Raw genomic sequence first — 17,806 nt, forward strand, 5'->3', positions numbered from 1 at the left:
GGCTATCCCTTGCTGCCGATCTTGCTTTCCGTGCCGCTCAGGAGGCGGCTGATATTGGTGCGGTGTTTCCACCAGGTGATCAGGGTGAGCAGCAGGAAGAGCACCGCCACCTTCTCGTGACCCAGAAACCACAATACAACCGGAGATACGGCGGTTGCAACCAGGGCAGAGAGGGATGAGTAACGGGTCAGGTAAGCAAGGCCGATCCAGACGGCCGCGAAGACGGCGACCACGACCGGCACGAGGCCGAGCAGCAGGCCGACATAGGTCGCGACCCCCTTGCCGCCCTTGAAGCCGAGCCAGACGGGGAAGAGATGGCCGAAGAAGGCGGCAAGGCCCGCCGCGATGCCCGCATCGAGGCCCCAGCGCGAGGCGATGGCCGCCGCCGCGGTGCCCTTGAGGGCATCGAGAAGCAGTGTCGCGGCGGCGAGCTTCCTGTTGCCGGTGCGCAGCACGTTGGTTGCGCCGATATTGCCCGAGCCGATCCTGCGCACGTCGCCGAGCCCCGCCATGCGGGTGAGGATCAGGCCGAAGGGGATGGAACCGAGGAGATAGCCGAAGGCGAGGGCGGCGAGCGTCGGCAGGGTGCCGAGCTGCCAGGTGAGGATGTCGGTCACGGTTGTTCTCCCCCAGTTCCGTTATCTGCATGCGCGGCCGTGGATCCTCGGGTCGAGCCCGAGGATGACGACGGGAAGGTAGACAGATTTTGGGAAACGTCGCCGCATGCCGCATCGATCGATGGGCTCAGCAACGTCTCCTCCCCTCCGTCATCCTCGGGCTCGACCCGAGGATCCACCATCCCAGGCCGCGTCCCGTCAGCCCAGCGAATGCACCCGCTCGCCGGCAACATAGGTGCTAACCGCGCGTCCCGTAAAGCGGGCATCTTCGAAGGGCGTGTTCTTCGAACGCGAGACGAAGCCGTCCTTGACGGCGAGCCACGGTTCGTCCGGATCGATCAGCACGATGTCGGCGCGGGCGCCCGGCGCCAGCGTGCCGGCGTCGAGGCCGAAGATTCTTGCCGGACGCGTGGAGAGCGCATCGATGAGGCGCATCAAGGGGACTTCGCCGCTGTGATGCAGCCTCAGTGCTGCTGCCAGCATGGTTTCGAGGCCGATCGCCCCGTCCGCGGCATCCGCGAAGGGCAGGCGCTTGGTGTCGACGTCCTGCGGGTCGTGCGAGGAGACGATGATGTCGATGTCGCCCCGCGCGAGCGCGTCCACCATCGCCTTGCGGTCGTCCTCGCCGCGCAGCGGCGGGGAGAGCTTGAAGAAGGTGCGGTACTCGCCGATGTCGTTCTCGTTCAGCGTCAGGTGGTTGATCGAGACGCCGCAGGTGACGTCCGCGCCGCGCGTCTTGGCAAGCTGCACCGCTTCGGCCGATTCCGGCACGGAAATCTGTGCCGCGTGGTATTTTGCGCGCGTGAGGCCGGCGATGCGCAGGTCCCGTTCGAGCGGGATCAGCTCCGCCTCGCGCGGGGTGCCGGAAAGGCCGAGCCAGCTCGCCAGCAGTCCCTCGTTCATCACGCCGCCGCTGCCCAGATGCCTGTCGCGGGTCTCGAGCGCGATGACGCTGCCGAACTCGCGGGCATAGGTCATGGCGCGGCGCAAGACCTGCGCATTGTGCATCGGGTTGCGGCCGTTGGTGAAGGCGACGGCGCCGGCGGCCTTGAGGAGGCCGAACTCGGTCATCTCCTCGCCGGCGAGGTGCTTGGTGAGCGCCGCCGCCGGATGGATGTTGACCACCGCCTTGTCGCGCGCCGTCTTCAGCACGAATTCGACCAGCGCGATGTCGTCGATCACCGGGTCCGTGTCCGGCATCATGATGAAGGTCGTGACGCCGCCGGCCGCCGCCGCGCGCGAGGCCGATTCGATCGTCTCGCGGTGCTCGGCGCCGGGGTCGCCGACGAAGACGCGGGCATCGACGAGGCCGGGCGCGGCGATGAGTCCGCGGCCGTCGACCACTTCGGCGCCTTCCGGCGCGCCCTGGTTCTGCGCGCCGCTGCCGACGGCGGCGATCTTGCCGTTCTCGATGACGATGGAGCCGTTCTCATCGAGATCGCGGGAGGGGTCGATGATGCGGAGGTTTTTAAGGACAGTGGTGCGGGTCATGCGCGAACACCCTGGTTCTGCGAAAGAAGAAGCGTTTCCATCACGGCCATGCGGACGGCGACGCCCATCTCGACCTGCTGCTCGATGACGCTCTGCGGCCCGTCGGCGATCTCCGAGGCGATCTCGACGCCGCGGTTCATGGGACCCGGATGCATGACGAGCGCGTCCTCTTTCGCCGCCTTCAGCTTTTCGGCGTCGAGCCCGTAGTAGTGGAAGTATTCGCGCACCGAGGGCACGAAGGCGCCCGACATGCGCTCGCGCTGGAGGCGCAGCGTCATGACGACGTCGGCGTCCTTCAGCCCCTCCGCCATGGAGTGGTAGACCTCGCAGCCCATGTCGGCGATGCCCGAAGGCAGGAGCGTCGCCGGAGCGACGACGCGCACCCGCGCGCCCATGGCGTTGAGCAGCAGGATGTTCGAACGGGCGACGCGCGAGTGCAGCACGTCGCCGCAGATGGCGACGATGATGCGCGAGAGCTTGCCCTTGGCGCGGCGGATGGTGAGCGCGTCGAGCAGCGCCTGCGTCGGGTGCTCGTGCTGGCCGTCGCCGGCGTTCACCACCGCGCAGGAGACCTTCTGCGCAAGAAGCGCGGCGGCCCCGGCGGAGGAATGGCGCACCACCAGCACGTCCGGGTGCATGGCGTTCAGCGTCATCGCCGTGTCGATCAGCGTCTCGCCCTTCTTCACCGAGGAATTGCCGACCGACATGTTCATCACGTCGGCGCCGAGGCGCTTGCCGGCGAGCTCGAAGGAGGATTGCGTTCGGGTGGAGGCTTCGAAGAACAGGTTGATCTGCGTCAGGCCGCGCAGGGTGGAGGTTTTCTTCTCGCGCTGGCGGGAGATTTTGACCGCCTCATCTGCCCGGTCGAGCAGGTGGGTGATTTCCTGCTCGGTCAGGCCCTTGATGCCGAGAAGGTGGCGATGCGGAAAGAAGTCCATGGGGCTCCGCCTCAATGTCGTGGATACGCGGGGTCTATAGAGTGTCGGTTCCGCGGCGGCAAGGCGAAGAGGGCCTGCATCCGAGCATTCCCACTCTTTTGTGGCCGCCGGGGCGCCGCAGCGCGCAGCGCCCCGTTTCGCCCCGCCGCGACTTGGGATAGAAACCGCTCATGACTCGCGACACCGAACAGAAACTCGCCGATCTCAACCAGCCGCCGCTCTGGTCGGGCATCAACGCCTATCGCTCCGACCCGCTGCTGGTCGACGCCACCGACGCGATGCCGAAGGGGCTGCGCGACGAGTTCGACGCGATCGGCCGTTATGTCACCTCGCCGGAGGCGCAGGAGCTCGCCCGCATGGCGAACGAGGGCGTGCCGAAGCTGCGCACCCACGGGCCGCGCGGCGAGCGTATCGACGTCGTCGATTTCCACCCGGCCTGGCACGCGCTGATGCGCCGCTCCATGGCGAACGGCCTGCATTCCTCGCTCTGGGAGAACGTGCCGGACGAGAAGGGCAGGGCGCACAAGGCGCGCGCCGTGCGCTTCTATCTCACGGCCCAGCTCGAATGCGGGCATCTGTGCCCGCTGACCATGACGAGCGCCTCGGTCGCCGCGCTCTCCGCCTCGCCGCAGGTGCAGCGCGAATGGGGCCGCAAGATCCTGTCGCGCAAGTACGACAGCGCCAACAAGCCGGCCATGCAGAAGAGCGCCGTCACGCTCGGCATGGGCATGACGGAAAAGCAGGGCGGCACCGACGTGCGCGCCAACACCTCCACCGCCGAGCGCGTCGGCGAGGGCATCTATCGCCTCACGGGCCACAAGTGGTTCATGTCCGCGCCGATGAGCGACGGCTTCGTCATGCTGGCGCAGACCCGGGAGGGCATCGGCTGCTTCCTCGTGCCGCGCCTGCTGGAGGACGGCTCGACGAACGGCCTGCGCTTCCAGCGCCTCAAGGACAAGATCGGCAACCGCTCCAACGCCTCGTCGGAGGTCGAGTTCTCCGACACGTTCGGCTTCCTGCTCGGCGCGCCGGATGCCGGCATCCGCACCATCCTCGACATGGTGACGCTGACGCGGCTTGACTGCGCGCTCGCCTCGGCCGGCATCATGCGCGCCTCGCTCGCCGAGGCCGTGCACCATGCGCGCGGCCGCAGCGTCTTCGGCAGGCCGCTGGTCGCCCAGCCGATCATGACGCGCGTGCTCGCCGACATGGCGCTCGACGTCGCCGGCGCCACGGCGCTGTCCTTCCGCCTCGCGGAGGCCTTCGACAAGGCGCGCGACAGCGCGGAGGACGCGGCTTACGCCCGGATCATGACGCCGGTCACGAAATACTGGTGCTGCAAGATCGCCCCGGCGCTCATCTACGAGGCGATGGAGTGCATCGGCGGCAGCGGCTATGTCGAGGAGCGGCCGATCGCGCGGCACTACCGCGAGGCGCCCGTGAACGCGATCTGGGAAGGCTCCGGCAATGTGATGGCGCTCGACCTCATGCGCGTCATGGGCCGGGGCAGGGACCTTTTCGACATCCTCTTCGCCGCCCTTGCCCGCGACCTCGGCCCCGCCGGCAAGAAGACGGTCGACGTGCTGCGCGCCTGCCTGTCGCTCTGCGAGCGCGACGAGGGTGCGGCGCGCATGCTGGTCGAGCAGCTGGCGCTCGCCGCCGGCGCCGCCGAGCTCTACCGCGCCGGGGCCGGCCGCATCGCCGACGCCTTCCTCGAAACGCGCCTTGCCTCCGGCTGGCGCGCGACCTACGGCATGCTCGATTCGCGTTTCGATTCGGCCTATATCGTCGACCTGCTCTATCCGCCGGCGAGATAGGCGGTCGCCGCGAGCACCATCGGAATGGTGAAGAAGGACGCGATCGTCTGGAGCGTCGCGACGGCGGCGTAAAGCGGCGCGTCGCCTCCCATCTGCTTGGCCAGCACATAGCCGTTCATCGCGGTCGGCACGCTCGCGCCCATGGCGATGGTGAGCAGCGGCTCGCCCCGCATGCCGAGCCCATAGGCCGCGCCGGTCATGACGATCGGCATGAAGACGAGCTTCAGCGCGACGGGCAGGAGCGCCAGCGGCCGCGGCTTCAGGGCATCGGCAAGCTTCAGCCCGGCCCCGACCATGATGAGGCCGAAGCTGAGCGAGGTGTCCGCGACCAGCTCCGCCGTGCGCATCAGCGGCTCGTAGATATGGATTCCCAGTAGGTTGATGGCGATGCCGAGCACCGAACCGATGATCATCGGGTTCGTGACGATCTTCTGCGCGAAGGTCTTCAGGCTGCGCGTACCGCCGCCGAACCAGACCAGAAGGGCGATATTGTAGAAATTCAGGGGAATGATGATCAGCGTCGCCACAAGCGCGACGAGGGCGAGGCTGTCCGCGCCGTAGAGCTTTTCGCCGATCGCCAGCGCGATGAAGGCGTTCCAGCGCGTCGAGGTCTGGAAGACGGAGGTGAAGGACGCCGCCGAGACGCCCGCCGCGCGGAAGAGCGGCCAGGCGAGCGCCAGCAGGAGCGCGATGAAGGTCACCGAGCCGATGGAGCCGACCGCGACGTTGACGGCCCCGATGCCGGAAAACTCGGCGTTGGCGAGCGTCGTGAAGAGCAGGCACGGGAACAGCACGAAGAAGCCGAGCTGCTCGAGCCCGTTCCACATGTCGCGGTCGATCTGCCGCCAGCGCTTGAGCAGCGCCCCCAGCACGACCAGCAGGAAGACGGGCAGGATGCTTTCGAAGATGTCGGGCATGGAACCGGATCGGGCGATTGGGACTTCCGCTCATTCCACGCCTTGAAAGGCATGGCAAGTCGCTGGCGGGAGGCAGCCGTGTGGAAATTAACCTTAATGCAGGGTTTGCATTGCACGGAAAGGGTTAACGGGCAAAGGTGCCGTTTACTTGGTGTTAACCATGCGAGCGAGTATCGAGTATGGCCAGGACGGCCCGGATGTCGGTCATGACGACCCTGTTTTCCTTCGCGGCGGTGGATATCGTCGTGCCGCTCATCGTGCTCGTCGCGGGCGTGGCGGTCGGTGAGATGATCTTCGCGGCCGGCGACCTTCTCGCCATGAAGAGGAGGGCGGCATGAAGTGGTTCCTGATTCTGTGGGCAGGTCCCATCGCGCTGCTCGGCAGCTGGTACGGGCTGTCCTACTACGACATGAATTTCGGCATCTTCATGCTGACCCGGGACGCGCACGACCTGGTGTTCCAGATCTACGGCCACATCCTCGGCATTCCGCCGGAGGACCTGCCGCCGCTGGTGCTGCGCGCCATCGCCGTCGACAGCCTTCTCGTGCTCGGCATCCTCGCCTTCCGCCGCCGCAGGCAGATTCTCGCCTGGTGGCAGGCCCGCCGTCAGTCCTCGCCGGCCGCCCTTGCCAGCGACGAGAGCCTGTCGAGCGCGCCCTGAAGGATGAAGGAGGCGGCGGCCGAATCGATGCGCTCGGCCCGCTTCCTGCGCGAGACGTCCATCTCGATCAGCGTGCGCTCCGCCGCCACCGTCGACAGCCGCTCGTCCCAGAAGACGAAGGGAATGTCGGTCTTTTCCGCCATGGAGCGCACGAAGGCCCGCGTCGCCTGGACGCGTGGGCCCGTGCTGCCGTCCATGTTCACCGGCAGGCCGATGACGAAGGCGGCGACCTTCTCCTTCGCCGCGAAGGCGAGCAGCACCTCGGCGTCCCGCGTGAACTTCACGCGTTTGAGCACCGGCCGCGGCGTCGCCAGCCGCCGGCCGAGATCGGAGACGGAAAGGCCGATGGTCTTGGTGCCGAGGTCGAGGCCGGCGATCGGCTGGCCGGGGCCAAGGGTCTGCGCCAGTTCTTCAAGGGTGAGGGTCGCCATTCAAGGCCTCTCAGCGCTTGCGCACGAATTCCGTCCGCAGCACCAGCCCCCTGATGGCCTCGTGCCGGCAGTCGATCTCCTCCGGGTTGTCGGTGAGGCGGATCGACTTGATCACCGTGCCCTGCTTCAGGGTCTGCCCGGCGCCCTTGACCTTGAGGTCCTTGATCAGCACGACCGAGTCGCCGTCGGCAAGCACGTTGCCGCTGGCGTCGCGCACCGTATTCTGCGCGGCCTTTTCCGCCGCGATCTCGGAGGCCGGGCGCCATTCGCCGGTCGCTTCGTCATAGATGTAGTCGTCGTCGCTCATGGCGGGTTTCCTTCAATAAGCCGAAGGCCACGCTTATAACGATCCGGCGGCGGATGGAAACGGCCTTCGCCGCGACTATATTGCCTGCCGAATCCAAACGGGAGAACAGACATGAAAATCACCTGGCTCGGCCACTCCGCCTTCCGCATCGAAACGGCCAAGGCAAAGATCCTGATCGACCCGTTCTTCACCGGCAATCCCGCCTTCGACGGCGCGACCCGCAAGGATGCCGTCGCCGGCCTCACGCATATCCTTCTCACCCACGGCCACGGCGACCATGTCGGCGACACGATCGAGATCGCGAAGGAGACCGGCGCGACCGTGCTCGCCAACGCCGACCTTGCCGCCTGGCTCGGCGCGAAGGGCGTGGAGAAGGTCGATATGGGCAATACCGGCGGAACGGTGCATTTCGACGGCTTTTCCACCACCTTCGTCAACGCGCTGCATTCCTCCGCGCAGATCACCGAGGACGGCATTTCCCATTCGCTCGGCAATGCCAACGGCCTGGTGCTGCACTTCGAGGACGAGCCGACGCTCTACCACATGGGCGACACCGACATCTTCTCCGACATGGCGCTGATCAACGAGCTGCACCAGCCGGAGATCGGCCTCGTGCCGATCGGCGACCGCTTCACCATGGGCGGCGCCGTCGCCGCGCTCGCCTGCCAGCGCTTCTTCAAGTTCGACACCGTCCTTCCCTGCCACTACGGCTCCTTCGGCATCATCGACCAGACGGCGGACCTTTTCGTGAAAGCCATGGACGGCGCGTCCGCGAAGATCGAGGTGCCGAAGCCCGGCGGCTCGGTCTCGCGGTAAGCCCTCCCACACAAGGGCAGGGCGATCGCATATGGAATTCGGCGGGCGCCACCGGCCCCTTCTCCCTGCCGGGGAGAAGGGGAAAGCGGCAACGGCGTGCCATATGATGCCGGCAGGCGGAGGGAGTGTTGCTTCGTTTGCCCGCATTCCCCGTTGCGCCCCTTGGGCTTGGTCAGTATAGCGAAGGGGAAATTTCCTACCGGAGACCATCCATGTCCGTAGATCTGGCCACCGTGAAGCGCGTCGCGCGCCTTGCCCGCATCGCCGTCAGCGAGGAGGAGGCAAGCCGCATGACCGGCGAGCTGAACGGCATCCTCGGCTTCGTCGAGCAGCTTTCCGAGGTGAATGTCGAGGGCGTCGAGCCGATGACCTCCGTCACGCCGATGGAGATGAAGAAGCGCGAGGACGTCGTCACCGACGGCAACAAGGCGGAAGACATCGTCGCCAATGCCCCGGCCTCCGACCGCAACTTCTTCCAGGTTCCGAAGGTCGTCGAGTAACGCCTCCTCCGCCGTCAGAGCCTCCGCTTCCGAAAGTAGTTCCTCCATGACCGACCTCACCCGCCTGACCATTGCCGAAGCCCGCGAAAAGCTCTCCGCCAGGGAGATCACCGCGGTCGAGCTGACGGACGCGTATCTTTCCGCTATCGAAGCGGCGAACCCGGCGATCAACGCCTATGTCGCCGTCACGCCGGAAAAGGCGCGCGACATGGCGAAGGCCTCCGATGCCCGCATCGCCGAAGGCAAGGCCGGCGCGCTGGAGGGCATCCCGCTCGGCATCAAGGACCTCTTCGCCACCGAGGGCGTGCACACCCAGGCGGCGAGCCACATCCTCGACGGCTTCAAGCCGCGCTACGAATCGACCGTCACGCAGAACCTCTGGAACGACGGCGCCGTCATGCTCGGCAAGCTCAACATGGACGAGTTCGCCATGGGCTCCTCCAACGAGACCTCCTATTACGGCCCGGTCAAGAACCCGTGGCGCGCCAAGGGCTCCAATGCCGATCTGGTGCCGGGCGGCTCGTCCGGCGGGTCGGCCGCGGCCGTCGCCGCGTTCCTGTGCGCCGGCGCGACCGCGACGGACACCGGCGGCTCGATCCGCCAGCCCGCCGCTTTCACCGGCACCGTCGGCATCAAGCCGACCTACGGCCGCTGCTCGCGCTGGGGCATCGTCGCCTTCGCCTCCTCGCTCGACCAGGCCGGCCCCATCGCCCGCGACGTGCGCGACGCCGCCATCCTCCTCAAATCCATGGCCAGCGTCGACGACAAGGACACGACCTCCGTCGACCTGCCGGTGCCGGACTACGAAGCCGCGCTCGGCCAGTCGCTGAAGGGCATGCGCATCGGCATTCCGCGCGAATACCGCGTCGACGGCATGCCCGACGAGATCGAGGCGCTCTGGCAGCAGGGCATCGCCTGGCTGAAGGATGCCGGCGCCGACGTCGTCGACATCACGCTGCCGCACACGAAATACGCCCTGCCGGCCTATTACATCGTCGCCCCGGCCGAAGCCTCCTCGAACCTCGCCCGCTACGACGGCGTGCGCTACGGCCTGCGCGTCGACGGCAAGGACATTGTCGACATGTACGAGAAGACGCGCGCCGCCGGCTTCGGCGCCGAGGTCAAGCGCCGCATCATGATCGGCACCTACGTGCTGTCGGCCGGCTACTACGACGCCTATTACCTGCGCGCCCAGAAGGTGCGCACGCTCATCAAGCGCGACTTCGAGCTCGCCTTCAACGCCGGCGTCGACGCGATCCTGACGCCCGCCACGCCGTCGTCCGCCTTCGGCATCGCCGACGAGGACCTCGCCGCCGATCCGGTGAAGATGTACCTCAACGACATCTTCACGGTGACGGTGAACATGGCCGGCCTTCCGGGCCTCTCCGTCCCCGCCGGCCTAGACCACAAGGGCCTGCCCCTCGGCCTCCAGCTGATCGGCAAGCCCTTCGAGGAGGAAACGCTTTTCAAGACGGCCCACGTCATCGAAAAGGCGGCGGGCCGCTTCGCGCCGGCGAAATGGTGGTGAGCGGCGCATAGCGCCCGCCGAGTCGATCAGCCCGCCCGTCGGAGTGTGACGCTACGGCAACACCTGCCGCAGCGTGAGCCTGTGCGCGGCTTTTTCGTCTTGATCCCGCATCGCCATGAGAATAAACGCGCCCTCCCGGTCGTTCAGCCGGTGCGGATGTCAACGGATGGAGTTTTCCCGCTCCTCCCGCGCGAGGCGGCCCTGCCGCCGTCGTGTACGGATGCCGCGCCGAGAAGACTGGTATTGCGGACCTAGCTCAGTGGCAGAGCACCGGACATTCGTCCGGAGGTCGCGGGTTCGATTCCCGCTGTCTGCTCCATTGGATAGCTCAGTGGTAGAGCATCAGACCGTTAATCTGACTGTGGAAGGTTCGAATCCTTCTCCAAACAGCCTTCACGCTGTCTCTTATCCGGTCCGGGGACCGGACTGCGGACGGTGGACCGGGGGCGGGCCGCAAGGCTCCCTCTCCGGAAAGCCCGACGCCGGACGTTCGCGGTCCGGTTGCCGGTGACGATCAAGCCGCCTTTCGGCCAGCGACGGAGCCACGGCTCCCGAGCCCGCCCAAGGGCTGTGCGGTCCGCTCCCGGAAACCCGCCGCCGATGGCCGTCAACCGGTTCCCGGATCCATATCGAATACCCCGCCCGCACGTTCCCCGGGCGATCCGGGTTCCCCAGGGAACTGATGATGAAAGGACGATCGGTTCATGACGTAGCGTATGACCGAAGGAGCAGAACAATGACGATGTTTCTCGATATGATCCTGGGACGCAAGCGCGTCCTCGTGAAGGCCAACGAACGGGTGCTCGCCCTCTACAAGGGAGAGATCCTCGGCATTTTCGGCGCGGGCGAGCACAGCCTGCCGAACCGCCGCCGCATGCTGGAGCTGGAGCGCCACGACGTGAACCGGCCGGTCTTCGTTTCGGCCTACGAGAAGCCGTTGTTCGACACGCTCCCGCAGGTCGCGCAGCGTGAACTGACGGTCATCCGCACGAACGCCCGCGAAATCTCGGTCGTCGAGCGCGACGGCGAGCTTCACGCGGTGCTGGCGCCGAACCAGAAGCTCGTGGTCTGGAACGCGGCCGGTCCGTGGACCGAGACGCGCGTCGACCTTGCCGAGCGGCTCGACGTCGAACCGGAGCTGATGCGCCGGCTGACGCGGGCCCGCCGCACGGAGCTGGCGACGGCCTTCGTCGTCAGCGACGGCCAGGTCGGCCTGCTCTTCGTCGACGGAACGCACCAGCGCATGCTGGAGCCGGGCCTCCACGCCTTCTGGAACGTCGGCAAGACGATCCAGGTGCGTGTGGTCGACCTGAAGCGCCAGTCGCTCGACGTGACCGGCCAGGAACTGCTCACCCGGGACAAGGTGACGATCCGGGTGAACATCTCGGCCGAATACCGCGTCGTCGACCCGCTGACGGCGGTCTCGCAGGTGAAGGACTTTGCGGACGCCCTCTACCGGGCGCTGCAGTTCGCCTTCCGCCAGACGCTCGGCACGCTGACGCTCGACCAGGTCCTCGAGCGCAAGGTGACGGTCAACGCGGAGGCCGCCGGGAAGGTGCGGGCCGACATGGCGGCCATCGGCATCGAGGTTTCGGCCATCGAGCTCAAGGACGTGATCCTGCCGGGCGAGATGCGCGATATCCTCAACCAGGTCGTGGCTGCCGAGAAGCAGGCCGAGGCCAACGTCATCCGCCGCCGCGAGGAGACGAACGCCACCCGTTCGCTCCTCAACACGGCGAAGGTGATGGCGGAAAACCCGGTGATGCTGCGGCTGAAGGAGCTCGAGGCCCTGGAAGCCATCGCCGGGAAGGTCGAGCGCCTGACTATCCACAACGGTACGGCGGGCTTGATGAACGACCTCGTCCAGCTCCGCGACAAGTGAGAGGACCGCCCGGCCGGCAGGCCGGGCGGTTCCGCTTTACCCCTTCCTCCCCATCATCTTCGTGGATAGACTTCCGCATCCCTCGCCAACGGCATTCCGCGATGCTTTCATGGCGGCGGAGAGGGCTTTCGCATGATCGCTGTCCGCAATGCCCGTGAAGAGGATGTTCCGGCCCTGGTCGAGATCGGCGTCAGGGCCTGGGAGCTGGCTGTCTTCGGCGTGGCCGACCTCCAGGTGCGGAGCGATCACGCCCGCAATGCCTTCGAGCAGTTTCTCGCCGGCCACTGGCTGCGGGTAAGCGTCGCCGAATGCGACGGCGTGCTTGCCGGCTGGGCATCGCGCGAGGCGCTGGACGACGAGATCAGCGATCTCTGGATCGATCCGCCGCATCAGAGGAGGGGGATCGGTTCCGCCCTGCTCGCCGCGATGGAGGCGGAGGTCGTCGCGGCCGGTTTCGAGGCGGCGCGTCTCCAGACCCATGCCCGCAACATCGTTGCTGTCGGCTTCTTCCAGAAGCACGGCTATGCGGTGAACTGGCTTTCGGTCGACTATTCGCCGCGCCTCGACCGGGACGTCGAATCGGTCGGCCTGCGCCGGCAGCTCGTTGCGGATGAGCCCGCCGGCTACGGGCCGGACGGGTTTTAGGGTCTGTCCTCGATCTGCATGAGGCGGGGGAGGCGGGCCTTCGCCGCGCCTCCCCCGCTTTCACTGGTTGTCGAGCTGGGAGCGAACCAGCTTGAGGCCCCGTTCGGTGATGCGGTAGGGCCTGCCGCCGGAGGAGGCGATGCACCGCCGGCGCTTCAGCTTGCGGAAGAGGTCGATGTCGAGCCCGCCGGCCCGCCAGCCGTCCCGCGTGATGCAGGCGACGGCCACGATCTTCTTCGCTTCGTCTTTTTCGATGTCGATCCTGCCGCCCTGGGCGAGCAGGTGGAGGATGCGCTGTTCGGCGCGGGAAATGTCCATAGTCCTGGAATGTCCGTCTGGCGTTCGGATGAACGCGAAAAAACGTTCCGCCACCGGCAGGTGGCAGGGCTCATCGTTTTTTCCGACCCTGCACGCAAGCTGTTGCGGGCAGGGTCCTCAGCGGGTCTGCGACAGGTTGGACATCAAGACTCCATTGGAGGATGTCCTCTAGATAACGAGGGCGCTCCTGGAGGTCAATGCGCCGGCCAGATCAGCGAATGGTGCAGGAAGACGCCGGTCTTCACGCCGTTGGCCGAGGCGAGCGAGATGTTGGCCGCGCCGAGCGCGATGTCGCCCGCCGCATAGAGGCCGGGCAGCGAGGTCTGGCCGGTGTCGTCCGTATGGAGGATGTTGCCGACCGGCGTTTCCTTCAGCGCCAGGCCGCGGTCCGCCGGGATCGCGCTGCGCACCTGCGCCTCCGGCATGACGAACAGCGCCTTGACCAGCGTCGGAATGCCGGGGCCGGTCTCGACGGAGAGCATGCCGTCCGGGCCGTCGGAAATGGCGGTGACGCGGCCGGGCCGGAGCTTCACACCGCGTGCCGCCAGCACGGCGAGGGACTCTTCGTCCGGCTCCGGCACCGTATTGGTGAAGAGCGTGACATCGCCCCAGTCCGCGACCACCGCCGCGAACCTTGCCGCTTCCGCCGTGCGCGCCAGCACGCCCACCGGCCCGCCGCCGACCTCGTAGCCGTGGCAGTAGGGGCAATGCAGCACCGTCCTGCCCCAGCGCTCCGCAAGGCCGGGAATGGCCGGCAGCCGGTCCTCGAAGCCGGTGGCCAGCAGCACGCGGCGCGCGCCGATCCGCCCGCCGTCGCCGGTGACGACGCAAAAGGCGTCCTTCTCGCCGTCCAGCCGCTCGGCGGGCACGTCGCGGAAGGTGACGGTCCCGTAGGCGGCAAGCTGGCGGCGGGCATCGGCGAGGATTTCGCGGCCCGGCCGGCCGTCCTGCGCGAGGAAACCGTGCGAATGCGCGGCGAAGCGGTTGCGCGGCTCGCCGGTGTCCACGATTGTGACGCGGCGGCGGGCGCGGGCGAGTTGCAGGGCGGCGGAAAGGCCGGCAAAGCCCCCGCCGATGATGACGGCATCTTCGGTCATGGTTCATCCTTTCTGGGCAGGCGGCATCGTTCGCCCGGCGGGTGCCGGTCGTTCGATGCGGGTATTCGGGCGGCTGTCGTTTAGCCGGTGTCGGCGCGGGCGCGTTTCGCCGCTGCCGCGGCGCGGAAATCGTCGGCGAGATCGGCGAGCGTCGTGCCGGCGAAGCGCGCCATCAGGATCGCTTCCGCATCCTTGAGCGCGTCGCCGATCACCCGGTTGACGGACTGCTCGACCACGCAGCCCGGCATCTCCGTCGCCGGGCCGATCTGGAAGACGATCGGCTCGCCGAGCGCGTTATAGATGTCGAGCAGCGAAATCTCGGCGAGCGGCCGGGCGAAATGCCAGCCGCCGCCATGGCCGCGGCCGGATTGCACGATGCCGGCCTCGCGAAGCCCGGCCATGGTGCGCCGGACAACGACGGCGTTGGTGTCGAGGCAGAGCGCAAGGTCTTCCGAGGTCATCGGCGCCTCGCGTTCAGCCATGTGCATGAGTGCGTGAAGCACGGCGGAAAGGCGGCTGTTTCTTTTCATGTAACAATAATAGTTACGATTCCTGCCGGCTGTCAAGTTCGCCGGCCGGAAGAGCGCCGGCGGATGCGGCAAAGCCTTGCACCGGCCGGCCATATGTTCTACCGAGGCAGGCAAATCGAGGCTTTCCGCAAAGAGCATTCCATGACCATCGTCGACGTCCGCACCCCCGACCCGAAACGCTTGATCCCCGGCGCCACCGGCGACTGGGAAGTCATCATCGGCATGGAGGTGCACGCCCAGGTCCTCTCCAATTCCAAGCTCTTCTCCGGCGCGTCGACCGAATTCGGCAAGGCGCCGAACGCCAATGTCTCGCTCGTCGATGCCGCCATGCCGGGCATGCTGCCGGTCATCAACATCGAATGCGTCAGGCAGGCGGTGCGCACCGGCCTCGGCCTCAAGGCGGAGATCAATCACCGCTCGGTCTTCGACCGCAAGAACTACTTCTATCCGGACCTGCCGCAGGGCTACCAGATCTCGCAGTACAAGGACCCGATCGTCGGCGAGGGCAAGATCACCATCTCGCTCGGCCCGGACCGCCAGGGCAATTTCGAGGACATCGAGATCGGCATCGAGCGCCTGCATCTGGAGCAGGACGCCGGCAAGTCGATGCACGACCAGCATCCGACCATGTCCTATGTCGACCTCAACCGCTCGGGCGTCGCGCTGATGGAGATCGTCTCCAAGCCGGACATGCGCTCGTCCGACGAGGCGAAGGCCTACATGACGAAGCTGCGCTCCATCGTGCGCTATCTCGGCACCTGCGACGGCAACATGGACGAGGGCTCCATGCGCGCCGACGTCAACGTCTCCGTGCGCCGTCCGGGCGAACCCTTCGGCACGCGCTGCGAGATCAAGAACGTCAACTCCATCCGCTTCATCGGCCAGGCGATCGAATACGAGGCCCGCCGCCAGATCGGCATCCTGGAGGACGGCGGCACGATCGACCAGGAGACCCGCCTCTTCGACCCGAACAAGGGCGAGACGCGCTCCATGCGCTCGAAGGAAGACGCGCACGACTACCGTTACTTCCCCGATCCGGACCTCCTGCCGCTGGAGTTCGACAACGAATTCGTCGGCCAGCTTCTGGCGGACCTGCCGGAACTGCCGGACGACAAGAAGGTGCGCTTCGTCAAGGACCTCGGCCTTTCGGTCTACGATGCCTCGGTGCTCGTCTCCGAAAAGGCGATCGCCGACTATTACGAGGCGGTGGCCGCCGGCCGCGACGGCAAGATCGCCGCCAACTGGGTCATCAACGACCTCCTGGGCGCCTTGAACAAGGCCGGCAAGGACATTGAAGATACGCCGGTTTCTCCGGCACAGCTCGGGCAAATCATCGACCTCATCAAGGACGGCACGATCTCCGGCAAGATCGCCAAGGACCTCTTCGAGATCGTCTGGAACGAGGGCGGCGATCCGGCGGAAATCGTCGAGGCGCGCGGCCTCAAGCAGGTGACGGATACCGGCGCGATCGAGAAGGCCGTGGACGAGATCATCGCCGCCAATCCCGACCAGGTCGAGAAGGTCAAGGCCAAGCCCACGCTCGCCGGCTGGTTCGTCGGCCAGGTGATGAAGGCGACGGGCGGCAAGGCCAACCCGCAGGCCGTGCAGGCCCTCGTCAAGGCCAAGCTCGGCCTGGAGGAGTAACCCCCCATGTTCTTCGTCCGCACGGCCTCCGAGCGCGACCTGGCGAAGGTCAGCGCGCTTTTGGCCGAGACGTGGCATGCGACCTACGACGCGCTCTACGGCGCCGACAAGGTGAGCGCGATCACCGCGCGCTGGCATTCCCTGCCGGCGCTCAAAAGCCGGCTGGAGCGCAAGGACAGCGAGTTCGTCGTCGCCGACAACGGCAGGGAACTGGCCGGCATGGGTTATGTGGCCATGTCCAGGGACCGGCCGGAGACGGCGCTGCTGCACCAGCTCTACGTGCTGCCGCGCTACCAGCGGCAGGGCATCGGCCGCGACATGTTCGCCGAGCTCGAAACCTGCTTTCCCGATGCCAAGGCCATGTTTCTGGAGGTCGATCCGCGCAACGACGCGGCGGTCGCCTTCTACCGCGCGCACGGCTTCGTGAAGGTCGGCGAGGCGAAGCATACGGCGGATGACGTTTCCGGCGTGCCGCTGCATGTCTACGAGAAGCCGCTCGACGGCTGACCGCGGCGAAAAGCGTCATGCGAAGGTGCGGGAAATGCTGGACATTCCGGCCTCTCCGCGCCATAAGCGGAAGAAATATCAGTCTCGGGCCGCGCGTGCGGCACGGCCCTGCCAAGGACGCCAGCCAATGAGCCTTCTCAAGCAGATTTTCACCTGGTGGAACGGTCAGACGATCGGCACCCGCTTTCACACCTGGCGCTTCGGCACCAGGGTGGGTGAGGACGAGTTCGGCAACGTCTATTACCAGGGCGGCAAGGATTCCGAAGGCCGTACGCGCCGCTGGGTGATCTACAACGGCTATGCCGAGGCTTCCGCCATTCCGGCGGGCTGGCACGGCTGGATGCACCACCGCACGGACGTTTCCCCCGCCGACGAGGAGTACAAGGCGCGCGAATGGCAGAAGCCGCACCGCCCGAATCCGACCGGCACGGCCCAGGCCTATCGCCCGCCGGGCTCGCTTGCCGCTGCCGGCGAGCGTCCGCGCGTGACCGGCGACTACGATGCCTGGACACCGGGCAACTGATACCGATTTGGCCACATTTCGCCGGTAGCTCGAAGCGTCCGGCGAGGCGCCGGAGCGGATACCAGGAGACGGCATTCATGACAGTCGGGTTTTCACGGGCAAACGCCGGATGGCGGTTCCTCCCGGTCGCGCTTGCAGCGGCGGCCGCAGGCTTGGCCATGGCACCCGTGGCGGCCAAGGCCGCGCGCATCGAGAACCCGGTCGCCGTCTTCTCCGGCATCGACAAGATCACCGGCCGCATCACCAGTTTCGACGTCTATATCGGCGAGACCGTGCAGTTCGGCGCGCTGCAGGTGACGCCGAAGGTCTGCTACAGCCGCGACGACACCGAGGCGCAGAAGATCACCTCCTTCGTCGAGGTCGACGAGATCACGCTCGACAGGAAAATCCGCCGCATCTTCACCGGCTGGATGTTCGCCGACAGCCCGGGCCTCAACGCCGTCGAGCACGCCGTCTACGACGTCTGGCTGACGGAATGCAAGACGAAGTCCGACGTCCCGCCGCCTGAGGACGCGGAGGCGAAGGCGCAGTAGGGCCGCTTTCCGCGAACGCTGCGTCCTCGTGGATCCTCGGGTCAAGCAACCGTGGAGTTATGGTTTGAAGGCTGGGTCTGTTCTTGCGATGGCGTTTAGGATCG

The 17,806-nt window shown here is 66.8% G+C and carries 21 protein-coding genes and 1 tRNA gene; 13 read left to right on the forward strand and 9 right to left on the reverse strand.

All coding sequences use genetic code 11. The features are described 5' to 3' along the window. Window positions 1–2: 2 nt before the first annotated feature. The 3 genes from plsY to ACIIOY_RS14395 form a co-directional block, all read right to left on the reverse strand. Window positions 3–608 (reverse strand): glycerol-3-phosphate 1-O-acyltransferase PlsY, encoded by a 606-nt coding sequence (plsY, locus tag ACIIOY_RS14385; protein WP_411035385.1) that lies wholly within the window; start codon window positions 606–608, stop codon window positions 3–5. 207 nt (window positions 609–815) lie between these two features. Beyond that, the gene (locus ACIIOY_RS14390) at window positions 816–2,108 is read right to left on the reverse strand and encodes a dihydroorotase (RefSeq protein WP_411035364.1); all 1,293 of its coding nucleotides are present in this window, start codon (window positions 2,106–2,108) and stop codon (window positions 816–818) included. After that, window positions 2,105–3,046, reverse strand: coding sequence for an aspartate carbamoyltransferase catalytic subunit (locus tag ACIIOY_RS14395; protein WP_411035365.1), 942 nt, complete (start codon window positions 3,044–3,046; stop codon window positions 2,105–2,107). The genes ACIIOY_RS14390 and ACIIOY_RS14395 overlap by 4 nt, the downstream gene beginning before the upstream one ends. A 170-nt stretch (window positions 3,047–3,216) precedes the next feature. Between ACIIOY_RS14395 and ACIIOY_RS14400 the strand changes: the two genes are divergently transcribed. Continuing rightward, window positions 3,217–4,863, forward strand: coding sequence for an acyl-CoA dehydrogenase family protein (locus tag ACIIOY_RS14400; protein WP_411035366.1), 1,647 nt, complete (start codon window positions 3,217–3,219; stop codon window positions 4,861–4,863). On the opposite strand, the gene ACIIOY_RS14405 is transcribed toward ACIIOY_RS14400, so the two are convergent. Then, window positions 4,845–5,780, reverse strand: a complete 936-nt coding sequence (locus ACIIOY_RS14405) for an AEC family transporter (protein ID WP_411035367.1) — start codon at window positions 5,778–5,780, stop codon at window positions 4,845–4,847. The genes ACIIOY_RS14400 and ACIIOY_RS14405 overlap by 19 nt on opposite strands. 206 nt (window positions 5,781–5,986) lie before the next feature. On the opposite strand from ACIIOY_RS14405, the gene ACIIOY_RS14410 reads away from it, so the two are divergent. Continuing rightward, window positions 5,987–6,118 carry a hypothetical protein gene (locus tag ACIIOY_RS14410; protein ID WP_411035368.1) on the forward strand — a complete coding sequence of 44 codons (132 nt, stop codon included), beginning with the start codon at window positions 5,987–5,989 and terminating at the stop codon, window positions 6,116–6,118. Beyond that, the gene (locus ACIIOY_RS14415; protein WP_411035369.1) at window positions 6,115–6,441 is read left to right on the forward strand and encodes a DUF6105 family protein; all 327 of its coding nucleotides are present in this window, start codon (window positions 6,115–6,117) and stop codon (window positions 6,439–6,441) included. The genes ACIIOY_RS14410 and ACIIOY_RS14415 overlap by 4 nt, the downstream gene beginning before the upstream one ends. Here ACIIOY_RS14415 and ruvX read toward each other — a convergent pair. Both ruvX and ACIIOY_RS14425 read right to left on the reverse strand, forming a co-directional pair. Then, complete coding sequence (ruvX, locus tag ACIIOY_RS14420; RefSeq protein ID WP_411035370.1) at window positions 6,387–6,872, reverse strand: Holliday junction resolvase RuvX; 486 nt, start codon at window positions 6,870–6,872, stop codon at window positions 6,387–6,389. The genes ACIIOY_RS14415 and ruvX overlap by 55 nt on opposite strands. 10 nt (window positions 6,873–6,882) lie before the next feature. Then, window positions 6,883–7,179, reverse strand: a complete 297-nt coding sequence (locus tag ACIIOY_RS14425; protein WP_411035371.1) for an alkylphosphonate utilization protein — start codon at window positions 7,177–7,179, stop codon at window positions 6,883–6,885. Window positions 7,180–7,290: 111 nt separating this feature from the next. Between ACIIOY_RS14425 and ACIIOY_RS14430 the strand changes: the two genes are divergently transcribed. The 6 genes from ACIIOY_RS14430 to ACIIOY_RS14455 all read left to right on the forward strand — a co-directional run bounded on the left by ACIIOY_RS14430 (window position 7,291) and on the right by ACIIOY_RS14455 (window position 12,550). Next, window positions 7,291–7,995 (forward strand): metal-dependent hydrolase, encoded by a 705-nt coding sequence (locus ACIIOY_RS14430; protein ID WP_411035372.1) that lies wholly within the window; start codon window positions 7,291–7,293, stop codon window positions 7,993–7,995. Between the two features lie 212 nt (window positions 7,996–8,207). Then, window positions 8,208–8,495, forward strand: a complete 288-nt coding sequence (gene gatC / locus ACIIOY_RS14435) for an Asp-tRNA(Asn)/Glu-tRNA(Gln) amidotransferase subunit GatC (protein WP_411035373.1) — start codon at window positions 8,208–8,210, stop codon at window positions 8,493–8,495. Window positions 8,496–8,541: 46 nt separating this feature from the next. After that, complete coding sequence (gene gatA, locus ACIIOY_RS14440) at window positions 8,542–10,023, forward strand: Asp-tRNA(Asn)/Glu-tRNA(Gln) amidotransferase subunit GatA (protein WP_411035374.1); 1,482 nt, start codon at window positions 8,542–8,544, stop codon at window positions 10,021–10,023. Window positions 10,024–10,268: 245 nt separating this feature from the next. Then, window positions 10,269–10,342, forward strand: a tRNA-OTHER gene (locus ACIIOY_RS14445). Window positions 10,343–10,759: 417 nt separating this feature from the next. Beyond that, the gene (locus ACIIOY_RS14450) at window positions 10,760–11,905 is read left to right on the forward strand and encodes a slipin family protein (protein WP_411035375.1); all 1,146 of its coding nucleotides are present in this window, start codon (window positions 10,760–10,762) and stop codon (window positions 11,903–11,905) included. 132 nt (window positions 11,906–12,037) lie between these two features. Then, window positions 12,038–12,550 (forward strand): GNAT family N-acetyltransferase, encoded by a 513-nt coding sequence (locus ACIIOY_RS14455; protein WP_411035376.1) that lies wholly within the window; start codon window positions 12,038–12,040, stop codon window positions 12,548–12,550. Window positions 12,551–12,610: 60 nt separating this feature from the next. Here ACIIOY_RS14455 and ACIIOY_RS14460 read toward each other — a convergent pair whose 3' ends face one another. The 3 genes from ACIIOY_RS14460 to ACIIOY_RS14470 all read right to left on the reverse strand — a co-directional run bounded on the left by ACIIOY_RS14460 (window position 12,611) and on the right by ACIIOY_RS14470 (window position 14,495). Next, window positions 12,611–12,868 (reverse strand): YjhX family toxin, encoded by a 258-nt coding sequence (locus tag ACIIOY_RS14460; protein WP_411035377.1) that lies wholly within the window; start codon window positions 12,866–12,868, stop codon window positions 12,611–12,613. Between the two features lie 194 nt (window positions 12,869–13,062). Further along, window positions 13,063–13,965, reverse strand: coding sequence for an NAD(P)/FAD-dependent oxidoreductase (locus ACIIOY_RS14465; RefSeq protein ID WP_411035378.1), 903 nt, complete (start codon window positions 13,963–13,965; stop codon window positions 13,063–13,065). Window positions 13,966–14,045: 80 nt separating this feature from the next. Then, window positions 14,046–14,495 carry an Rrf2 family transcriptional regulator gene (locus ACIIOY_RS14470; RefSeq protein WP_411035379.1) on the reverse strand — a complete coding sequence of 150 codons (450 nt, stop codon included), beginning with the start codon at window positions 14,493–14,495 and terminating at the stop codon, window positions 14,046–14,048. 141 nt (window positions 14,496–14,636) lie between these two features. Between ACIIOY_RS14470 and gatB the strand changes: the two genes are divergently transcribed. From gatB to ACIIOY_RS14490, 4 genes are all read left to right on the forward strand, one after another. Continuing rightward, complete coding sequence (gene gatB, locus ACIIOY_RS14475; protein WP_411035380.1) at window positions 14,637–16,139, forward strand: Asp-tRNA(Asn)/Glu-tRNA(Gln) amidotransferase subunit GatB; 1,503 nt, start codon at window positions 14,637–14,639, stop codon at window positions 16,137–16,139. 6 nt (window positions 16,140–16,145) lie between these two features. Continuing rightward, entirely contained in the window at window positions 16,146–16,646 is a 501-nt protein-coding gene (locus ACIIOY_RS14480) for a GNAT family N-acetyltransferase (protein ID WP_411035381.1), read from the forward strand. Between the two features lie 127 nt (window positions 16,647–16,773). Continuing rightward, window positions 16,774–17,169: an NADH:ubiquinone oxidoreductase subunit NDUFA12 gene (locus ACIIOY_RS14485; RefSeq protein ID WP_411035382.1), complete on the forward strand. Its 396-nt coding sequence runs from the start codon at window positions 16,774–16,776 to the stop codon at window positions 17,167–17,169. Window positions 17,170–17,327: 158 nt separating this feature from the next. Next, window positions 17,328–17,702 (forward strand): DUF2155 domain-containing protein, encoded by a 375-nt coding sequence (locus ACIIOY_RS14490; protein ID WP_411035383.1) that lies wholly within the window; start codon window positions 17,328–17,330, stop codon window positions 17,700–17,702. The last annotated feature ends 104 nt before the right edge of the window (window positions 17,703–17,806 follow it).

This window comes from Shinella agrisoli, assembly GCF_046557955.1.
In the GTDB taxonomy this organism is placed as follows: Bacteria; Pseudomonadota; Alphaproteobacteria; order Rhizobiales; family Rhizobiaceae; genus Shinella.

Excerpts from the sequence above, each read along its gene's own strand:
- ACIIOY_RS14390 (WP_411035364.1), bottom strand. The coding sequence starts at position 2,108 with ATGACCCGCACCACTGTCCTTAAAAACCTCCGCATCATCGACCCCTCC.
- ACIIOY_RS14395 (WP_411035365.1), bottom strand. The coding sequence starts at position 3,046 with ATGGACTTCTTTCCGCATCGCCACCTTCTCGGCATCAAGGGCCTGACC.
- ACIIOY_RS14400 (WP_411035366.1), top strand. The coding sequence starts at position 3,217 with ATGACTCGCGACACCGAACAGAAACTCGCCGATCTCAACCAGCCGCCG.
- ACIIOY_RS14405 (WP_411035367.1), bottom strand. The coding sequence starts at position 5,780 with ATGCCCGACATCTTCGAAAGCATCCTGCCCGTCTTCCTGCTGGTCGTG.
- ACIIOY_RS14410 (WP_411035368.1), top strand. The coding sequence starts at position 5,987 with ATGACGACCCTGTTTTCCTTCGCGGCGGTGGATATCGTCGTGCCGCTC.
- ACIIOY_RS14415 (WP_411035369.1), top strand. The coding sequence starts at position 6,115 with ATGAAGTGGTTCCTGATTCTGTGGGCAGGTCCCATCGCGCTGCTCGGC.
- ruvX (WP_411035370.1), bottom strand. The coding sequence starts at position 6,872 with ATGGCGACCCTCACCCTTGAAGAACTGGCGCAGACCCTTGGCCCCGGC.
- ACIIOY_RS14425 (WP_411035371.1), bottom strand. The coding sequence starts at position 7,179 with ATGAGCGACGACGACTACATCTATGACGAAGCGACCGGCGAATGGCGC.
- ACIIOY_RS14430 (WP_411035372.1), top strand. The coding sequence starts at position 7,291 with ATGAAAATCACCTGGCTCGGCCACTCCGCCTTCCGCATCGAAACGGCC.
- gatC (WP_411035373.1), top strand. The coding sequence starts at position 8,208 with ATGTCCGTAGATCTGGCCACCGTGAAGCGCGTCGCGCGCCTTGCCCGC.
- gatA (WP_411035374.1), top strand. The coding sequence starts at position 8,542 with ATGACCGACCTCACCCGCCTGACCATTGCCGAAGCCCGCGAAAAGCTC.
- ACIIOY_RS14450 (WP_411035375.1), top strand. The coding sequence starts at position 10,760 with ATGACGATGTTTCTCGATATGATCCTGGGACGCAAGCGCGTCCTCGTG.
- ACIIOY_RS14455 (WP_411035376.1), top strand. The coding sequence starts at position 12,038 with ATGATCGCTGTCCGCAATGCCCGTGAAGAGGATGTTCCGGCCCTGGTC.
- ACIIOY_RS14460 (WP_411035377.1), bottom strand. The coding sequence starts at position 12,868 with ATGGACATTTCCCGCGCCGAACAGCGCATCCTCCACCTGCTCGCCCAG.
- ACIIOY_RS14465 (WP_411035378.1), bottom strand. The coding sequence starts at position 13,965 with ATGACCGAAGATGCCGTCATCATCGGCGGGGGCTTTGCCGGCCTTTCC.
- ACIIOY_RS14470 (WP_411035379.1), bottom strand. The coding sequence starts at position 14,495 with ATGAAAAGAAACAGCCGCCTTTCCGCCGTGCTTCACGCACTCATGCAC.
- gatB (WP_411035380.1), top strand. The coding sequence starts at position 14,637 with ATGACCATCGTCGACGTCCGCACCCCCGACCCGAAACGCTTGATCCCC.
- ACIIOY_RS14480 (WP_411035381.1), top strand. The coding sequence starts at position 16,146 with ATGTTCTTCGTCCGCACGGCCTCCGAGCGCGACCTGGCGAAGGTCAGC.
- ACIIOY_RS14485 (WP_411035382.1), top strand. The coding sequence starts at position 16,774 with ATGAGCCTTCTCAAGCAGATTTTCACCTGGTGGAACGGTCAGACGATC.
- ACIIOY_RS14490 (WP_411035383.1), top strand. The coding sequence starts at position 17,328 with ATGGCACCCGTGGCGGCCAAGGCCGCGCGCATCGAGAACCCGGTCGCC.